Genomic DNA, 13,921 nt, shown 5'->3' on the forward strand with positions numbered 1-13,921 from the left:
GGAAATGTCACGGTCGATCAATTGCCGACAGTGACCACAACGGAAGCGGGGGCTGGCATGGCTATCACGATCACCGAACGGGGCGCGGCGCGGATCGGACAGCAGGGCAACCCCACCGTGAAGTGCGGCGACGCGCAGATTCGGGCGCACTACCGTCACCTGGCGACCGTGGTCACGATCCGGGGCCGGATCGATGCCACCAACGTTGACCAGCTCAGCGAGCAGGCCCGGCGTTTCGTACTCGCGAAAGAACCGCTGCTGCTCGACTTGAGCGGGGTCACCTCGTTCGCCGCCGCCGGTATCTGGCTGCTGTGCGTCCTCGACGGTGACTGCCGCGCCGCGGGTGTGGAGTGGATGCTCATCGAGGGCCCGGCGGTCAGCGAACTGCTCGGCGATTTCGACGAGGAGGCCAAGTTCCCGATGGCGCGCTCGGTGGAACAGGCGCTGCACGCGCTCGCCGACGGCAATGACCAGCGCCGTCAGATGCTGCTGCCGCTGTTCCAGAAGTCGGCTTGAGATAGTTCGCGGGGTCGCCGCCGCTCTGCGCTGGTGGCCACCGGTCGGTCTGCTGGCAACACTGGCCTTGGGCGCGGCCGTGGGCCGCGGCTCGACACCCCTCGACAGCTGGTTCAGCCGTAGCATCCGCGATGTCCTCGGGTCCCAGCCCCGGTGGCTGCTGATCTTCACCAGCGGCTGGCTGGTGCTCGCGGTACTGGTGGCGTGCGTGACAGTCGCCCTGCACCGGCGGCAGTGGCCGCTGGCGGTCGCGGTGCTGGCCTGCCCGGTGGTGGTGACTGCGGCCACCGCGGCACTCAAACGCATCTTCGACCGCCGCCACGGCCTCTACCTGGAATATCCCAGCGGGCACACCGCTCTGCTGGTCGCAGTGTTGGGAATGATGGTGGTGGTGACCTACGCCTGCAAGAAAGCCCGGCTCTGGGCGCTGGCCGTGGCGACGGTGTTGAGCTTGCTGGGCATGCTCGGGCTGGTGGCCTGCGGTTACCACTTCCTCACCGACACGCTCGGGGCCGCGATGCTTGCCACCGCGCTGGTGTGCGGAACGGCTCGGTTAACGTCTGCGCTGTGATCGTGCTGCTGCCGCCCTCGGAGACCAAACGGGCCGGCGGCGGCGGGCAGCCGTTGCGGCTGGGCGCGCTGGGATCCCCGCAACTCACCGAGCTGCGGGCGACGCTGGTCGACGAGTTGGTCGCCCTGGCCGCGGACCGGGAAGCCAGCCGGCACGCACTGGCGCTCTCGGCCACCCAGGACGGCGAGATCGAGCGCAACGCGGCGTTGCGGACCGCACCGACGGCGCCGGCCATCAACCGCTACACCGGCGTGCTGTACGAGGCGCTCGACGTCGACTCGCTGCGCGGTGCGGCAGCGGCGCGTGCCGCTGCCCGACTGGCGGTGGGTTCCGCGCTGTTCGGGTTGCTGCGGGCGATGGACCCGGTGCCGGCCTACCGCCTCTCGGCGACCTCGAAACTGCCCGGACAACCCGGCCTGGCCAAACGCTGGCGGCCCGTGCTGGAGCCGGTGCTGGCCGAGATCGCCGCCGCCGAACTGGTCGTCGACCTGCGCTCCGGTTCCTATGCGGCGTTGGCCGGAATCCCCGGCGCCGTCCGCGTCGACGTGGTCGCCGAACACCCCGATGGCCGACGGGTCTCCGTCAGCCACTTCAACAAGGCGCACAAGGGCCGGCTGGCCCGGGTGCTGGCGACCACCAGGGCCGAGCCGGATGACGCCGCCGCCGTGGCGGCGACCGCCCGCCGGGCTGGGATGCAGGTGGAACGCGATGACCACCGATTGACCGTCGTGGTTCCCGCCTGAGACGAGACAATGGGCGAATGGCAACGCTGCGAACCTTGATTCTTGCCGCGCTGGTCGCCGGCTGGGTGCCGGTCGGGCCCGCTGCGGCGACTCCGGGCGCGGACGTGCCGCCGCTGCCCGCGCCGGCCCGCGCGGCCGGTTTCGTCGACGTCCGCAGCGCGGTGCCGGACGCGATCATCGATCTGCGGTACGCCACGGCCAACAATTTCACCGGCGTGGCGCTGTACCCGGCTGACGCCCGGTGCCTGGTGCACGAGTCGCTGGCCCCGGGTTTGGCGACGGCAGCCGCGGCGCTGCGCAACCGGGGCCGAACGCTGGTGTTCTGGGACTGCTACCGGCCGCACGACGTGCAGGTCCGGATGTTCGAAGCGGTGCCGAACCCGAACTTTGTGGCCCGCCCGGGTTCACTGGCCCGCAGCCACGAGACCGGGCGGTCCGTCGACGTGACGACCGCCGACCCGCAGCGGCGCCTGGTGCAGATGGGCACCGGTTTCGATGACTTCTCGCCCCGCGCCGCGGCATTCGCCGACGGGATCGGCACCACCGCCGCCGCCGAACGCGCCGCCCTGCGCGACGCGATGAGCGCCGGCGGCCTCGCCGTCTACTCCGGGGAGTGGTGGCACTTCGACGGGCCGGGCGCCGGCGTGGGCCGACCCATCCTCGACGTGGCGGTCAATTAGGACGTGGCGGTCAACTAGGTGGTGGCGCCGCCAGGTGCTGCTCCACCGACTCCACCTTGGCGGTCATGGCATCGACCGCGCCGGGTCGCCAGTCGACCTTGATCACGGTGCTCACCCGCGGTGATCGGGCCGCCACCGCTTCCACCGCCCGTTGCACCACCGCCATTGCCTCGGCCCAGCTGTCGCTTTCGATCACGGTGAACATCGAATCGGTGCGGTTCGGCAGGCCTGACTCGCGAACGACCCGCACCGCCTCTGCGACGATCTCACCGACTCCCTCGCCCACACCGAGCGGCGTGACCGAGAACGCAACCAGCACCGACACCCTGACCACCCCTCCCGGAGTCTCCAGCGCGAGCGTACCTACCATCGAGCCCGTGCGGGTTCTGGTTCAACGGGTCTCCTCGGCGCGGGTCGATGTCGACGGCCGGACGGTCGGCGCGATCGAGGGGCAGGGCCTGCTCGCTCTGGTCGGCGTGACCCACACCGACGATGCCGACAAGGCCAAGCGGCTGGCCGAAAAGCTTTGGCAGTTGCGGATTCTCGATGGCCAACTATCGGCATCCGATGTCGGTGCACCGATTCTGGTGGTCAGCCAGTTCACCCTCTACGCCGACACCGCCAAGGGGCGACGGCCATCCTGGAACGCGGCCGCCCCGGGCGCCGTCGCCGAGCCGCTGGTGGCCGAGTTCGCCGAGTCGCTGCGAAGACTGGGCGCACACGTGGCTACCGGGCAATTCGGGGCGCACATGCAAGTGGAGTTGGTCAACGACGGCCCGGTGACCCTGCTGCTCGAGGTGTAAACGCGAAACCGTGTGTGGCGCCGCACCGTGCCGTTATCGTTGAGTCCATGCCGGAAATCAGCGACGCACAAGCACAACCAATGCCGATGTCGCGCAAAGTACTTTGCGGGGTCTACGCCGCGATCGCCGCCGTGGCGCTGATCGCCACCTGGAGCCAGAATCTGGCCTACCAGAGCGGTACCGCGGATCTGTTCAGCAGCTTCCTGCGCGATACGACGGTCACTCCGGCGTCACGCTCGATCACCGCCGACATCGTGCTGTTCTTCCTCGCCGCGGCGATCCTGATGGTCATCGAGGGGCGAAAGCACGGGGTACGGCTGATCTGGGCCTACATCGTGGGTGGTCTCTTCGTCGCGATCAGCGTCACCTTCCCGCTGTTCTTGATCGCCCGCGAGCTGCGAATCAACGCCACCGCGGGGGCTGCTGCACCGCGCCTGGCCGTCAAGGACACCGTGCTGCTCGGCATCCTCGCAGTACTGTCGGTCGGCATGGTCTTCTGGGTCGACACCCACTAGATCCTGCAGACGATGCTCATCGCATGGGCAGCCCCGAAGCCCCGGTAACCGAGACCGGCGGCAGGTAGGTGCCCACCAGGCTGCGATGCCACCACGCCCGGTCCCGCCGGCGCTCAGCCGGAGTGGCGAAGCGGTAGTCGTAGAGCAGCGCCCGCACGAAGCGCGGAGGCTCGTCGGGAAAGGGGTTGCGGCGCAACAGTCGCAAGGTATCGCGATCATTGCGCAGCAGACGTTGCAGCAGCGCCTCGCGCCACGGCTGCGCGTAGGCCGGCGACAGCGCGGCGAACCACATCAGCCAGTCCAGTCGCAGGTGGTAGGGCGCCCATTGCCTCGGAAGCCGGTCGAGTGCACCGGGTTTGCCCTTGAACTCGTATTCCCGCCAGACCGTCCGGTCGGTGAGTTCAACGTCCGCGGTCCCCTCGATCACCACTTCTCGGCGGGAGCGCCCGACGGTCCCGAACGCCCCGTAGCTGTTGACCAGATGAAACGGGTTGAACGAGGTGTTCATTCGCTGATTACGTGATGCCATGTTGCGCACCGGCCAGTAGCTGAGCACCACCACCGTGACAGCGAAGGCCAGCACCAGGCCGGCGAACCACGCCGGCGATTCCGGTATCGCCGCGGGCTGCAATCCCGGAAACCTTCCGGTGAACCAGGACTGGTCTATCGCGCCGGCGGCCAGGACAATCGTCACCCAATTCAGCCAAGCGAAGTTGCCGGATGCCACCAGCCACAGCTGGGTGACGATGATGATCACCGCCGCGACCCCGGCGATCGGTTGCGGGGCGAACAACCCGAACGGCACCACCAGCTGGGCGACATGGTTACCGGCGGCTTCGATTCGGTGCAGCGGCTTGGGCAGGTGGTGGAAGAACCAGCTCAGCGGACCGGGCATCGGCTGGGTCTCGTGGTGGTAGTACAGACAGGTCAGGTCCCGCCAGCAGGAGTCGCCGCGCAGCTTGATCAGCCCCGCCCCGAACTCGATCCGGAACAGCAGCCACCGGGCCAGCCACAACACCAGCACCGGCGGCGCAACCCGGTCGTTGCCCAAGAACACCGCCAGGAACCCGGCCTCCAGCAAAATCGATTCCCAGCCGAACGAATACCACGTCTGGCCGACGTTGACGATCGACAGGTACATCGCCCACAGCAGCAGCCAGATCGACATCACCGCCCACAGCGGCACCAACTCGCCGGCGCCCACCACCAGCGCCGCCGCCAAACCCGCACCCACCCAACAGATGCCGGCGAAGAATCGATCCGAGTAGTAGAGCGCAAAGATGCTGGGTGTCACACGAAATGACCGTCGGCGCAGGTACCGCGGCACCGGCAACATGCCGTGTTCGCCGATCAGCGCACGGAACTGCCGCGCGGCGGCGACGAACGCGATGACGTAAACCGCGGCGATCCCGCGCTCCAACACCAACCGGCCCAGCCAGTAACCGGATCCGCTAAACCACGCCCACTCTGCGTTCAACGCCCGCAACTCCTCGGTGATGTTCATACCACCGGTTGCGGCCGCAATCAGGCGGTTGACAATGCGCGGCGCAGCAGATGCATCGCCACCGTCGTCGACCGTTCCCGGACGTCGGCCCGGCCCCCCGGCAGCCGGGTGGTCCGGGTGAGCAAGGCACCGTCACCCAGGGCCACACAGAAGCAGACGGTGCCCACCGGCTTGTCCGGTGTTCCGCCGCCGGGCCCGGCGATACCGGTGATCGCCACCGCGGTGTCGGCCGCAAAGCGGCGCAGCGCGCCGGCGGCCATCGCCTCTGCCACCGGCTCGGAGACCGCGCCGTGCTCGGCGATCAGTGCCGCGTCGACGCCGAGTAGATCCACCTTCGCGTCGTTGGAGTAGGACACCACCCCGCCGACGAGGTAGTCCGAGGCCCCGGGTGGGTCTGCCAGTCTCCCCGCCAGCATTCCCGCGGTGCACGATTCCGCGGTTGCGATCCGCCGGCCGGCCAACAGTCCCGCCACCAGATCGTCGATCCGCGAACCGTCTTCGGAGAAGATCGCCCGGGCGTGCCGCTCACGCAGCAGCGTGAGCAGTTGGGCGTATGCCGCGGCGGCATCGGGTTCGTAGCGGGTGACGATCTCGAGCTCACCGCGGCGCAGGCAGGTGGTGATCTCCAGGCGGAGGAAGTCGGCGATGGCCTCTTGTGCGTGGCGCAGCGTGTCGGCCAGGCCCGACTCGGGCAGTCCGAACATCCGCACGGTCTGCTGTTCATAGCGGGTACGGCCGGCGATCGCCTGCTGTACCTCAGCGGTGTCGATAGCCTTGTGCCACATCGGTTGTAACTCGCTTGGCGGCCCGGGCAGCACCACCACCGTCGGGGTGCCGGGCACCACCACGCCCGGTGCGGTACCCATCGGTTCGAGGACGGTCGAGCCGGCCGGGATCATCGCCTGCTTGCGGTTGGCCGCCAGGACCGTCGCGAAATCCGGGGCGCCCGGACCGGTGAAGCGCGCCATCATCGGTTTGATGATCTCGGCGATCCGGGCTTCCAGCGCGGTGTCGAGCACGACATCCCGGCCGCAGAACCGGGCGACGGTGTCGACCGTCAGGTCATCGGCCGTCGGCCCCAGACCGCCGCTGGTGATGATCAGGTCGACACCCTCGCCGGCCAGGAATCGAAGTTGGGCCTCGATGTCGCGGGGCCGGTCGCCGCAGATCGTGATGTGCGCCAACTCGACTCCCAGTTCCAGAAGTCGGTCGGCCAGCCAAGGTCCGTTGCGATCGGCGATCCGTCCGGTGAGTACCTCGGTACCGGTGACCACTATTCCTGCGCGTGCGTTCACCGGTCCGAGGTTACGCAGTCAGCGTCAGGGCAAGCCGGGAATCAGCATGACCTCCATCGGAGATGCCGCAGCGACCGGAGCCACCGCGGCCGACGGCGCGAACGCGCCGGGAATCATCGTCGTCGGCGCCGCCGCCGCTGTCGTGCCACCGAAGTTCGGCAACGGGAACGGCAGCACCGAACTCAGATCGGCCGGGAACCCGGGCAGGCCGGTGGCCTGGGTGGCCGGTGCATTCGAGGTCGGCGGAACATTGAAGGTGGCGGTGGCGATCGGCGACTGCGCCTGTGCCGGTGCCGACGGCATCAGCGGCGTTCCACTCAGTGCGGACGTGGTGGTCTGCAGCAACTGCGCCGGGATGGTCGTCGAGGACGCGACCACCTGCTCGAACACACCGGGCAGCCCCGGATTGATCGGCACCGTGTCCGCGTGGGCGGTGGCGCTCGACGCGAGCGTCGCCAGGAACAATCCCGCGGCGGCGCCGGCCGCGACGGTGAGGCAATTTCGGATACGTGACATGGCTTCTTCCCAATCCCGATAACAACAAGGTCGAGACCGAAGTTAGCCGTGTGAAAAATGTTGCCCGTGTGACACGAGGGGCGTTTATCCAACCGTTGCGAACCGGAGCCGTCGCGGTTACCGAACCGGAGTTACCTGGCCAGCCAACTCTGGAGCTTCGCCAGGTCGGTGGTGTAGGCCAACAGGACGGAGTCCTCGTAGTGCCCCCCGCCGTTGACGGTGCCGCTGTCGCGCCAGATCGCGTGGACGTGGAAGATTCCCCGGCGGTAGATGTCGACGCGCTCCCGCTGCGTGCGCTGCCAGCCAAGCTGCTCGGCCTGCTCGGACAGGGCTTGCCGCGCATCGGTCGAGGTGGTCTCCCTGGTCTCAGTGCTCATTGCGCCGGCCCCTTTTTCGCCATAGGCCGAACACGCTATCAGCTGCCGGTTTCACGTCCGGTCGTGCGGCGCGTGGCCGCCCGCGTGCACCGCCACGGACGTAACATCGACGCCGATGACCGCATCACCGTGCGATCTGGTCGCCGAGATCGGCCGGACCCCACCGGGAGCCCAGATCGGAGCCTTTTTCGATCTGGACGGCACGCTGGTGTCCGGGTTCACCGCCACCGCACATGCCGGCGACCGGATCCGCCGGCGCCAGGCCCGGGCCGGCGAAGTGCTCGGCGTCGTCGAGGCCGCCGTGCGCTATCGGCTGGGCCGGATGCAATTCGAGCGACTGCTGATACGGGCGGCGGGCTACCTGCGCGGCGAGTCGATCACCGAGCTCGACGACGTCGGCGAACGACTCTTCACCGACCACATCACCAGCCGGGTGTACCCCCTCATGCAGGAGGTCGTGGCGGCGCACCAGCAGCAGGGCCATACCGTCGTTCTGAGTTCCTCGGCACTGACCATCCACGCCGAGCCGGTCGCCCGCCACCTGGGGATTCCGCAGGTGCTGTGCAACCGGTTCGAACTCGACGAGCAGGGCCTTCTGACCGGGGACATCGTCAAACCTGTGGTGTGGGGTCCCGCGAAGGCGGCAGCGGTACAGCGGTTATGCGCGGGCAACGGGGTCGACCTCGCCCAGAGCTTCTTCTACGCCGACGGTGACGAGGACGCCGCGCTGATGACGCTGGTGGGCCGGCCCCGGCCGGTCAATCCGCGTCCGGGGCTGGCAGCGCTGGCGGCCGAACGGGGCTGGCCGGTACTGCACGTCACCGGGACCGGGCGTACGACCGGGCGGTCCTTGCGTCGCGCCGCCGGTTTCGGGGTGGCGGTGCTACGCGCCTTGCTACCCACTCGAGCCACCCGCTGATTCCGGATACGATTGGCGGTAGCGTTTGGTTTCAGCGGCCCGCCAGTGGCCGACTGGCCTCGCCAAGCCGAGTCTGGTACTAAATTAGAACACGTTTCACTTTAATCCGCCGTCTTTGAATTGGAGTAGGTCATGCACACTCCCCTCTGCGACGAACTCGGCATCGAGTTCCCGATCTTCGCTTTCACGCACTGCCGCGACGTGGTCGTCGCGGTGAGCAAGGCCGGCGGTTTCGGGGTGCTGGGCGCGGTCGGGTTCACCCCCGAGCAGCTCGAGATCGAGCTGAACTGGATTGACGAGAACATCGGGGATCACCCGTACGGCGTCGACATCGTCATCCCCAACAAGTACGAGGGCATGGATTCCACGCTGTCCGCAGACGCCCTCACCAAGGAACTGCAAGCGATGGTGCCCCAGCAGCACCTCGACTTCGGTAAGAAGCTGCTCGCCGACCACGGTGTGCCGGTCGAGAACGCCGACGAGGACAGCCTGCAACTGCTCGGCTGGACCGAGGCGACCGCCACTCCGCAGGTCGAGGTGGCATTGCAGCACCCCAAGGTGACCATGATCGCCAACGCGCTGGGGACTCCCCCCGCGGAGATGATCAAGCACATCCACGAGGCGGGCCGCAAGGTGGCCGCCCTGTGCGGCTCCGCACGGCAGGCGCAAAAGCATGCGGCGGCCGGGGTGGACATCATCATCGCCCAGGGCGGCGAGGCCGGCGGCCACTGCGGCGAGGTGGGTTCGATCGTGTTGTGGCCCGAGGTCGTCAAGGCGGTGGCACCGGTGCCGGTGCTGGCGGCGGGTGGCATCGGCAGCGGCCAGCAGATCGCCGCGGCATTGGCGCTGGGCACCCAGGGCGCCTGGACCGGTTCACAGTGGCTGATGGTCGAGGAATCCTCGAACACCGAGGCCCAGCACGAGGCCTACATCAAGGCGGGCAGCCGCGACACCGTCCGCAGCCGCTCCTTCACCGGAAAGCCCGCCCGGATGCTGCGCAATGACTGGACCGAGGCGTGGGAGCAGCCCGAGAACCCCAAGCCGCTCGGCATGCCGCTGCAGTACATGGTCTCCGGCATGGCGGTGCGGGCCACCAACAAGTACCCCAACGAAAGCGTCGACGTCGCGTTCAACCCGGTGGGTCAGGTCGTCGGACAGTTCACCAAGGTGGAGAAGACCGCGACCGTCATGCAGCGTTGGGTGCAGGAGTACCTCGAGGCGACCAGCACCCTGGAAGCGCTCAACGAAGCTTCCGGCGTCTGAGCGGCTACCGTTCGGCCACCAGAAACGGTTGCGCGACAAGGATGTAGACACCGAGCACCGCGAACGGCGCCAGTAACGGCAGCCACGGCAGGCTCAACGGGAACGCCGTCGCGGCCAACCCCGCGACGGTGAACCCGAGGGCGGCGATCGCCGTCTGCGGCGTCATCGTGCCGGCGTGCCGCAACACCAGGTACCCCACCGCTGCCAGCCCGGCCACCGCCGCCGACACCGTCGGCGGATCTGCGAAGCCGAGCACGGCGACGGCCAGTGCCACTGCGGCCGTCGCCGCCGGTCGCCACCAGAGCCCGGTCAGCACCGCGCCGGCGGTCAGCAGCGCCCCGGCCGCAGCGATCCCCGAGGTGCCGGAACCGGCGGCCGCCGCCATCGCCAGCCCGCACGCGCCGGACACCACCGGCGGCAGGTTCCTCGTGGCCCCGGCCGAATGTTCCATCACCGCACCGCCGTTGGGCGGTGGCGCTCTGTCACCAGGCGCATCGACTGCTCCAGTGGCTGCTGCTGCGACCAGGATGCGACGTCGACGCCGACGGTGGCCATGTCGCGGTACATGCCGGTGCGCTGAAGCGTCCAGATCCGGGCCACCAGCGGATCGGGTTCCTCCTCGAACGGGGGGCCGACCAGGACATCGACCGCCAACACCACGTGCCCGCGCTTACGTAAGTCCGTCAGTGCGAGCGCGAACTCGGTGTCCAGCAGGGTGGAGAACGCGATGACCAGGGCGCCCGCCGGCACCGCCGCCCGTGGTGCGAGTGTTCCGGTGGTGGTCTCGAAGCCGTCGCCGGCGCCCAGTACGGCATCGACGATGCGATAGAACTGGCGCTGCCCGATATCCGCACCCACCCAGCGCGGGTGCCGGCCCCCGAGCGCGACTATTCCGGCGCGGTCACCGTTGCGCAACGCGGTCTGCACCACCTGCGCCGCACCCAGCACCGACCGTTCGGTCGCAGTCGTTGCGGGACCGCGCGGCTGCAGGTAGGCGTCGATCAGCACTACCACGTCGGCGGCACGGTCGGTCAGCCGCTCGGTCACGTGCAGGCTCCCCCGCCGCGCGCTGACCGGCCAGTTCACCGAACGCAACGGGTCGCCGGGCACGTAGGGGCGGATATCGGCGTACTCCACGCCGCGGCCCGGGTGCCGGGTCAGGTGGGTGCCGACCCGGTCGAGCAGTTCGCTGTGTGGGATGGGCGTGGACTGCGGGGGCGCCACTGGGAACACCGTGACCTCGGCGGCGTCGACGGTGGCCGTCCCGGCCAGCAGCCCGCCCCGCCCCACGCCGGCGACAGTGGCACGAATCGGATAGCGGCCCCAGCGTTCCGCGCTGGCCGTCACGGACTCTCGGTGACCGGACGCACCCGCGGTCGCAACGGTGTCCAGTTTCACCGCCGGGTGTGCCGACACGTGCAGCAACACCGCGGCCGCCTCACCCGCGGATGGCGCAGCCCACACCGTCAACTCGACCGGCTCGGATTCGAAGCAGCGCTGTGCCGCCGGGCTCGCGTGCACCCGGAACACCGGCGCCGGTGGCTGCCAGCCCAGTGAGCACAGCACGCCGAGCAACGGCGCGGCGAAGGCGATCAGCTGCCAGCGCGACCCGCCCACCGCCACCACCAGGGCCAGGGCCGCGCCGGTTGCCAGCGCCCGCGCCAACGGCGAGGCCCGCCAACGCAATTCGATTTCGACTTCGCGGACCTCATCCGATTCCGGGTGGTCCGTCACGGCGACGCCGCCTCCGGTACCAGTCCGGGCCCACCCGGGGTCCGCGGCACCGGCAGCCGTCGCAGGAGCTCCTCCACCACATCCGAGCCCTGAATGCGCCGCACCCACATCTCGGGCCGCAACGTGATCCGGTGCGCGACAGCCGAAGTGGCCAGTGCCTTGACGTCCTCGGGGATCACATAGTCGCGGCCGAGCAGCAGCGCACGCGCCCGGGCCAACTGGACCAGGTCGAGTTCGGAACGCGGACTGGCCCCCACTGCCACCTGCGGATGATTCCGCGTGCCGGTAGCCAGGGAGACCACGTAGCGCAGCACGTCGTCGTGCACGCTGACCTGCTCCACCGACTCCCGCATCGCCATCACGTCGTCGGCATCGACCACCTTGCGCACCGTCGGCAGCGCGGCGCCCGGGTCCAGACGCCGGCGCAGCATGGCCGCCTCGCCCTGCTCCGACAGGTAGCCCAGGTGCAGTCTGATCGCGAACCGATCCAACTGCGCCTCCGGCAGCGGGTAGGTGCCTTCGTACTCGATCGGATTGTCGGTGGCCAGGACGATGAACGGCGAGGGCAACCGATGGGTGTGGCCGTCAATGCTGACCTGACCTTCGGCCATCGCCTCCAGCAACGCGGCCTGCGTCTTGGGCGGGGTCCGGTTGATCTCGTCGGCCAGCACCAGGTTGGTGAAGATCGGCCCACGCCGGAACTCGAAGCGGCCCGAGGTCATGTCGTAGATGGTCGTGCCGAGCAGATCTGCCGGCAGCAGGTCCGGCGTGAATTGCACCCGGGTGAAGTCCAGTCCCAGCGCGGCGGCGAACGACCGCGCGATCAACGTCTTGCCCAGGCCCGGAAGGTCTTCGATGAGCACATGGCCACCGGCGAGCACCGCGGTCAGAATGAGCGTGAGCGCGGCCCGTTTGCCCACCACCGCCTGCTCGATCTCGTCGAGCACCGCGGTGCAGCGCTCGGCGGTGGCTGCCGCCGTGCCCGACAGGCCCGCACTCATCGCTGCTCCAGCCGGTACAGGATCTCCTCCAGCACCGCACGTCCCGGCCCGGGTCCACGGTCTCCGGCGGGGGCGACATTGCCGGGATCCACCCAGGGCCACAGCTCCTCGCCGAACAGCATCGCCCCGGTGGCGCTGAACGCTGCGAGGTTCTTCGCCCGCCGCTGACCGGTGGAGACCTCGAATCGGCCGGCCAGGATAGGCCGCCACCGCCGATCCCAGTCAGCCCTCGACGATTCCGCCCAGCGGATTCTGGCCTCGGTGCCCGACAGCCACCGCTGCAACGACTCTCCGGGCTCGTCGATGAGCGCCGGCGCCGCAGATGATCCGACGCCACCCGTTGTCAGCAGGCGTCGGATGCCGACCAGCGGCACCGCGACCGCGATTCCCGCCGCCGGCAGCAGGACCTGACGTTGCTGGGTCAACAGCACCGCAAGCTGCACCGCGAGCACCAGCAGCGCGCCTTGCAGAGCAAGCGTTTTCATGTCGGGGCCCGCAATTCATCGAGCACCAGCCGCAGCATCGCGACCGCGTCGGCGCGGTGCCGCTCGGTCATGAGGTGCCGGCTGAAACGTGCCTCGGTGAACAGCTCCACCAGCCGGGCCGCGTTGTCCGCCGGGAGCGCGTGGTGTTCGACGGCCCGTGCCAGCACTTCGGTGGCGGTGTCGAACTCCCGCGGTGCCACGTCGGGGTCGTCGGCAAGGTGACGCTCCATGACTGCATAGCAGGCGATGATCGCCTCCCGCGGCTCCCGGCTCCGGTCGGCGATACGGGTCAATCCGAGTTCCGCTGCCCGCGCCAGGGCTTCGCCGGCGGTGGGCGCCCGCACCGCAGCCGGGCCGGCCGGGGCCTGGGCCAGCCCGGACGAGACCCTGCGGCCGCGTGCGACCACGACCGCCACGGCGATCAGCACCAGCAGGACTGCGGTGACCGCCAGCAGCGGGCCGAGCACCTCACCGGCCGGGCCGGCCGGAGGTGGGTGCAGCGGCGTCGGGGCGGGCGCGTCCGGGGCGGTTGGCGACGCGGGTACATCACCGCGCGACCCGAAGAGGCCTGCCGGGATCGCAAAACGGTGCGCGCCGCCCAGTCTCGCCAGCACCAAGACCATAAGCAGCCACACCGTCACCGCCGCCAGCCCGATGAGCAGCACCCGCCACGCCGGCCGTCCCCGATCGGCACCCGGCGTCACGGGCAGCTCACCCATGCTGCCCGGCACCGCACGCCGATGACGCGCCCGATGAACCACGGCGACCGCGACGGCGCCGACGGACACCGCGAGAAGCACGGCCAGCACGATCGGTTCGGCCGGTCCCGCGGCGGCCGGCCGGCGCGGACCGTGCGTGACGCCGGGCAGATAGCCGCGCGTCGCCGCACCGGCGGCAAGCACCAGCAGTATCAGGGCGATCACCCGCCCGGTCATCCGGTCAGCATCGGCGCTCACCGGAACACCGCTCGTCTGGGTCGCCCGCCGTGGCTGCGGCATC

General features: G+C 69.4%; 18 protein-coding genes. 8 read left to right on the forward strand and 10 right to left on the reverse strand.

Annotation, left to right across the window (positions count from 1 at the left end):
• The first annotated feature begins 57 nt into the window (after positions 1 to 57).
• The 4 genes from ACZYY4_RS10310 to ACZYY4_RS10325 all read left to right on the forward strand — a co-directional run bounded on the left by ACZYY4_RS10310 (position 58) and on the right by ACZYY4_RS10325 (position 2,510).
• Positions 58 to 516 (forward strand): STAS domain-containing protein, encoded by a 459-nt coding sequence (locus tag ACZYY4_RS10310; protein WP_463809871.1) that lies wholly within the window; start codon positions 58 to 60, stop codon positions 514 to 516.
• 79 nt (positions 517 to 595) lie between these two features.
• On the forward strand, positions 596 to 1,087 hold the full coding sequence (locus tag ACZYY4_RS10315; RefSeq protein WP_463809872.1) for a phosphatase PAP2 family protein: 492 nt from the start codon (positions 596 to 598) through the stop codon (positions 1,085 to 1,087).
• A complete protein-coding gene (gene yaaA / locus ACZYY4_RS10320) occupies positions 1,084 to 1,830 on the forward strand; it encodes a peroxide stress protein YaaA (protein WP_463809873.1) in 747 nt (248 codons plus the stop codon). Before ACZYY4_RS10315 ends, yaaA begins: the two co-directional genes overlap by 4 nt.
• A gap of 17 nt (positions 1,831 to 1,847) precedes the next feature.
• Positions 1,848 to 2,510 (forward strand): M15 family metallopeptidase, encoded by a 663-nt coding sequence (locus tag ACZYY4_RS10325; RefSeq protein ID WP_463809874.1) that lies wholly within the window; start codon positions 1,848 to 1,850, stop codon positions 2,508 to 2,510.
• A gap of 10 nt (positions 2,511 to 2,520) precedes the next feature.
• On the opposite strand, the gene ACZYY4_RS10330 is transcribed toward ACZYY4_RS10325, so the two are convergent.
• Positions 2,521 to 2,835, reverse strand: coding sequence for an MTH1187 family thiamine-binding protein (locus tag ACZYY4_RS10330; protein WP_463809875.1), 315 nt, complete (start codon positions 2,833 to 2,835; stop codon positions 2,521 to 2,523).
• A gap of 52 nt (positions 2,836 to 2,887) precedes the next feature.
• Here ACZYY4_RS10330 and dtd point away from each other — a divergent pair, with 52 nt between their 5' ends.
• Together dtd and ACZYY4_RS10340 are read left to right on the forward strand one after the other, a co-directional pair.
• The gene (gene dtd, locus ACZYY4_RS10335) at positions 2,888 to 3,313 is read left to right on the forward strand and encodes a D-aminoacyl-tRNA deacylase (protein ID WP_463809876.1); all 426 of its coding nucleotides are present in this window, start codon (positions 2,888 to 2,890) and stop codon (positions 3,311 to 3,313) included.
• Positions 3,314 to 3,360: 47 nt separating this feature from the next.
• A complete protein-coding gene (locus tag ACZYY4_RS10340) occupies positions 3,361 to 3,828 on the forward strand; it encodes a DUF2834 domain-containing protein (RefSeq protein WP_463809877.1) in 468 nt (155 codons plus the stop codon).
• Between the two features lie 16 nt (positions 3,829 to 3,844).
• Here the strand turns inward: ACZYY4_RS10340 and ACZYY4_RS10345 are convergent, their stop codons facing one another.
• From ACZYY4_RS10345 to ACZYY4_RS10360, 4 genes are all read right to left on the reverse strand, one after another.
• The gene (locus tag ACZYY4_RS10345) at positions 3,845 to 5,332 is read right to left on the reverse strand and encodes a lipase maturation factor family protein (RefSeq protein WP_463809878.1); all 1,488 of its coding nucleotides are present in this window, start codon (positions 5,330 to 5,332) and stop codon (positions 3,845 to 3,847) included.
• 20 nt (positions 5,333 to 5,352) lie between these two features.
• Entirely contained in the window at positions 5,353 to 6,627 is a 1,275-nt protein-coding gene (locus ACZYY4_RS10350) for a competence/damage-inducible protein A (RefSeq protein WP_463809879.1), read from the reverse strand.
• Between the two features lie 24 nt (positions 6,628 to 6,651).
• Positions 6,652 to 7,143: a hypothetical protein gene (locus ACZYY4_RS10355; RefSeq protein ID WP_463809880.1), complete on the reverse strand. Its 492-nt coding sequence runs from the start codon at positions 7,141 to 7,143 to the stop codon at positions 6,652 to 6,654.
• Between the two features lie 131 nt (positions 7,144 to 7,274).
• Positions 7,275 to 7,520, reverse strand: a complete 246-nt coding sequence (locus ACZYY4_RS10360; RefSeq protein ID WP_463809881.1) for a hypothetical protein — start codon at positions 7,518 to 7,520, stop codon at positions 7,275 to 7,277.
• A 115-nt stretch (positions 7,521 to 7,635) separates the two neighbouring features.
• Between ACZYY4_RS10360 and ACZYY4_RS10365 the strand changes: the two genes are divergently transcribed.
• Together ACZYY4_RS10365 and ACZYY4_RS10370 are read left to right on the forward strand one after the other, a co-directional pair.
• The gene (locus ACZYY4_RS10365; RefSeq protein ID WP_463809882.1) at positions 7,636 to 8,439 is read left to right on the forward strand and encodes an HAD family hydrolase; all 804 of its coding nucleotides are present in this window, start codon (positions 7,636 to 7,638) and stop codon (positions 8,437 to 8,439) included.
• A 132-nt stretch (positions 8,440 to 8,571) separates the two neighbouring features.
• The gene (locus tag ACZYY4_RS10370; RefSeq protein WP_463809883.1) at positions 8,572 to 9,702 is read left to right on the forward strand and encodes a nitronate monooxygenase; all 1,131 of its coding nucleotides are present in this window, start codon (positions 8,572 to 8,574) and stop codon (positions 9,700 to 9,702) included.
• Positions 9,703 to 9,706: 4 nt separating this feature from the next.
• On the opposite strand, the gene ACZYY4_RS10375 is transcribed toward ACZYY4_RS10370, so the two are convergent.
• From ACZYY4_RS10375 to ACZYY4_RS10395, 5 genes are read right to left on the reverse strand one after another with little or no spacing between them, the layout of a single operon-like run.
• The gene (locus ACZYY4_RS10375) at positions 9,707 to 10,153 is read right to left on the reverse strand and encodes a hypothetical protein (protein ID WP_463809885.1); all 447 of its coding nucleotides are present in this window, start codon (positions 10,151 to 10,153) and stop codon (positions 9,707 to 9,709) included.
• Complete coding sequence (locus ACZYY4_RS10380; RefSeq protein WP_463809886.1) at positions 10,153 to 11,436, reverse strand: DUF58 domain-containing protein; 1,284 nt, start codon at positions 11,434 to 11,436, stop codon at positions 10,153 to 10,155. The genes ACZYY4_RS10375 and ACZYY4_RS10380 overlap by 1 nt, the downstream gene beginning before the upstream one ends.
• Entirely contained in the window at positions 11,433 to 12,437 is a 1,005-nt protein-coding gene (locus ACZYY4_RS10385; protein WP_463809887.1) for an AAA family ATPase, read from the reverse strand. Before ACZYY4_RS10385 ends, ACZYY4_RS10380 begins: the two co-directional genes overlap by 4 nt.
• A complete protein-coding gene (locus ACZYY4_RS10390; RefSeq protein WP_463809888.1) occupies positions 12,434 to 12,922 on the reverse strand; it encodes a hypothetical protein in 489 nt (162 codons plus the stop codon). Before ACZYY4_RS10390 ends, ACZYY4_RS10385 begins: the two co-directional genes overlap by 4 nt.
• Positions 12,919 to 13,920: a DUF4129 domain-containing protein gene (locus ACZYY4_RS10395; protein WP_463809987.1), complete on the reverse strand. Its 1,002-nt coding sequence runs from the start codon at positions 13,918 to 13,920 to the stop codon at positions 12,919 to 12,921. Before ACZYY4_RS10395 ends, ACZYY4_RS10390 begins: the two co-directional genes overlap by 4 nt.
• Between the last annotated feature and the right edge of the window lies 1 nt (position 13,921).

This window comes from Mycobacterium sp. IDUB_21 (assembly GCF_055419425.1).

Excerpts from the sequence above, each read along its gene's own strand:
- ACZYY4_RS10310 (WP_463809871.1), top strand. The coding sequence starts at position 58 with ATGGCTATCACGATCACCGAACGGGGCGCGGCGCGGATCGGACAGCAG.
- ACZYY4_RS10325 (WP_463809874.1), top strand. The coding sequence starts at position 1,848 with ATGGCAACGCTGCGAACCTTGATTCTTGCCGCGCTGGTCGCCGGCTGG.
- ACZYY4_RS10340 (WP_463809877.1), top strand. The coding sequence starts at position 3,361 with ATGCCGGAAATCAGCGACGCACAAGCACAACCAATGCCGATGTCGCGC.
- ACZYY4_RS10345 (WP_463809878.1), bottom strand. The coding sequence starts at position 5,332 with ATGAACATCACCGAGGAGTTGCGGGCGTTGAACGCAGAGTGGGCGTGG.
- ACZYY4_RS10355 (WP_463809880.1), bottom strand. The coding sequence starts at position 7,143 with ATGTCACGTATCCGAAATTGCCTCACCGTCGCGGCCGGCGCCGCCGCG.
- ACZYY4_RS10360 (WP_463809881.1), bottom strand. The coding sequence starts at position 7,520 with ATGAGCACTGAGACCAGGGAGACCACCTCGACCGATGCGCGGCAAGCC.
- ACZYY4_RS10365 (WP_463809882.1), top strand. The coding sequence starts at position 7,636 with ATGACCGCATCACCGTGCGATCTGGTCGCCGAGATCGGCCGGACCCCA.
- ACZYY4_RS10370 (WP_463809883.1), top strand. The coding sequence starts at position 8,572 with ATGCACACTCCCCTCTGCGACGAACTCGGCATCGAGTTCCCGATCTTC.
- ACZYY4_RS10375 (WP_463809885.1), bottom strand. The coding sequence starts at position 10,153 with ATGGAACATTCGGCCGGGGCCACGAGGAACCTGCCGCCGGTGGTGTCC.
- ACZYY4_RS10385 (WP_463809887.1), bottom strand. The coding sequence starts at position 12,437 with ATGAGTGCGGGCCTGTCGGGCACGGCGGCAGCCACCGCCGAGCGCTGC.
- ACZYY4_RS10390 (WP_463809888.1), bottom strand. The coding sequence starts at position 12,922 with ATGAAAACGCTTGCTCTGCAAGGCGCGCTGCTGGTGCTCGCGGTGCAG.
- ACZYY4_RS10395 (WP_463809987.1), bottom strand. The coding sequence starts at position 13,920 with ATGCCGCAGCCACGGCGGGCGACCCAGACGAGCGGTGTTCCGGTGAGC.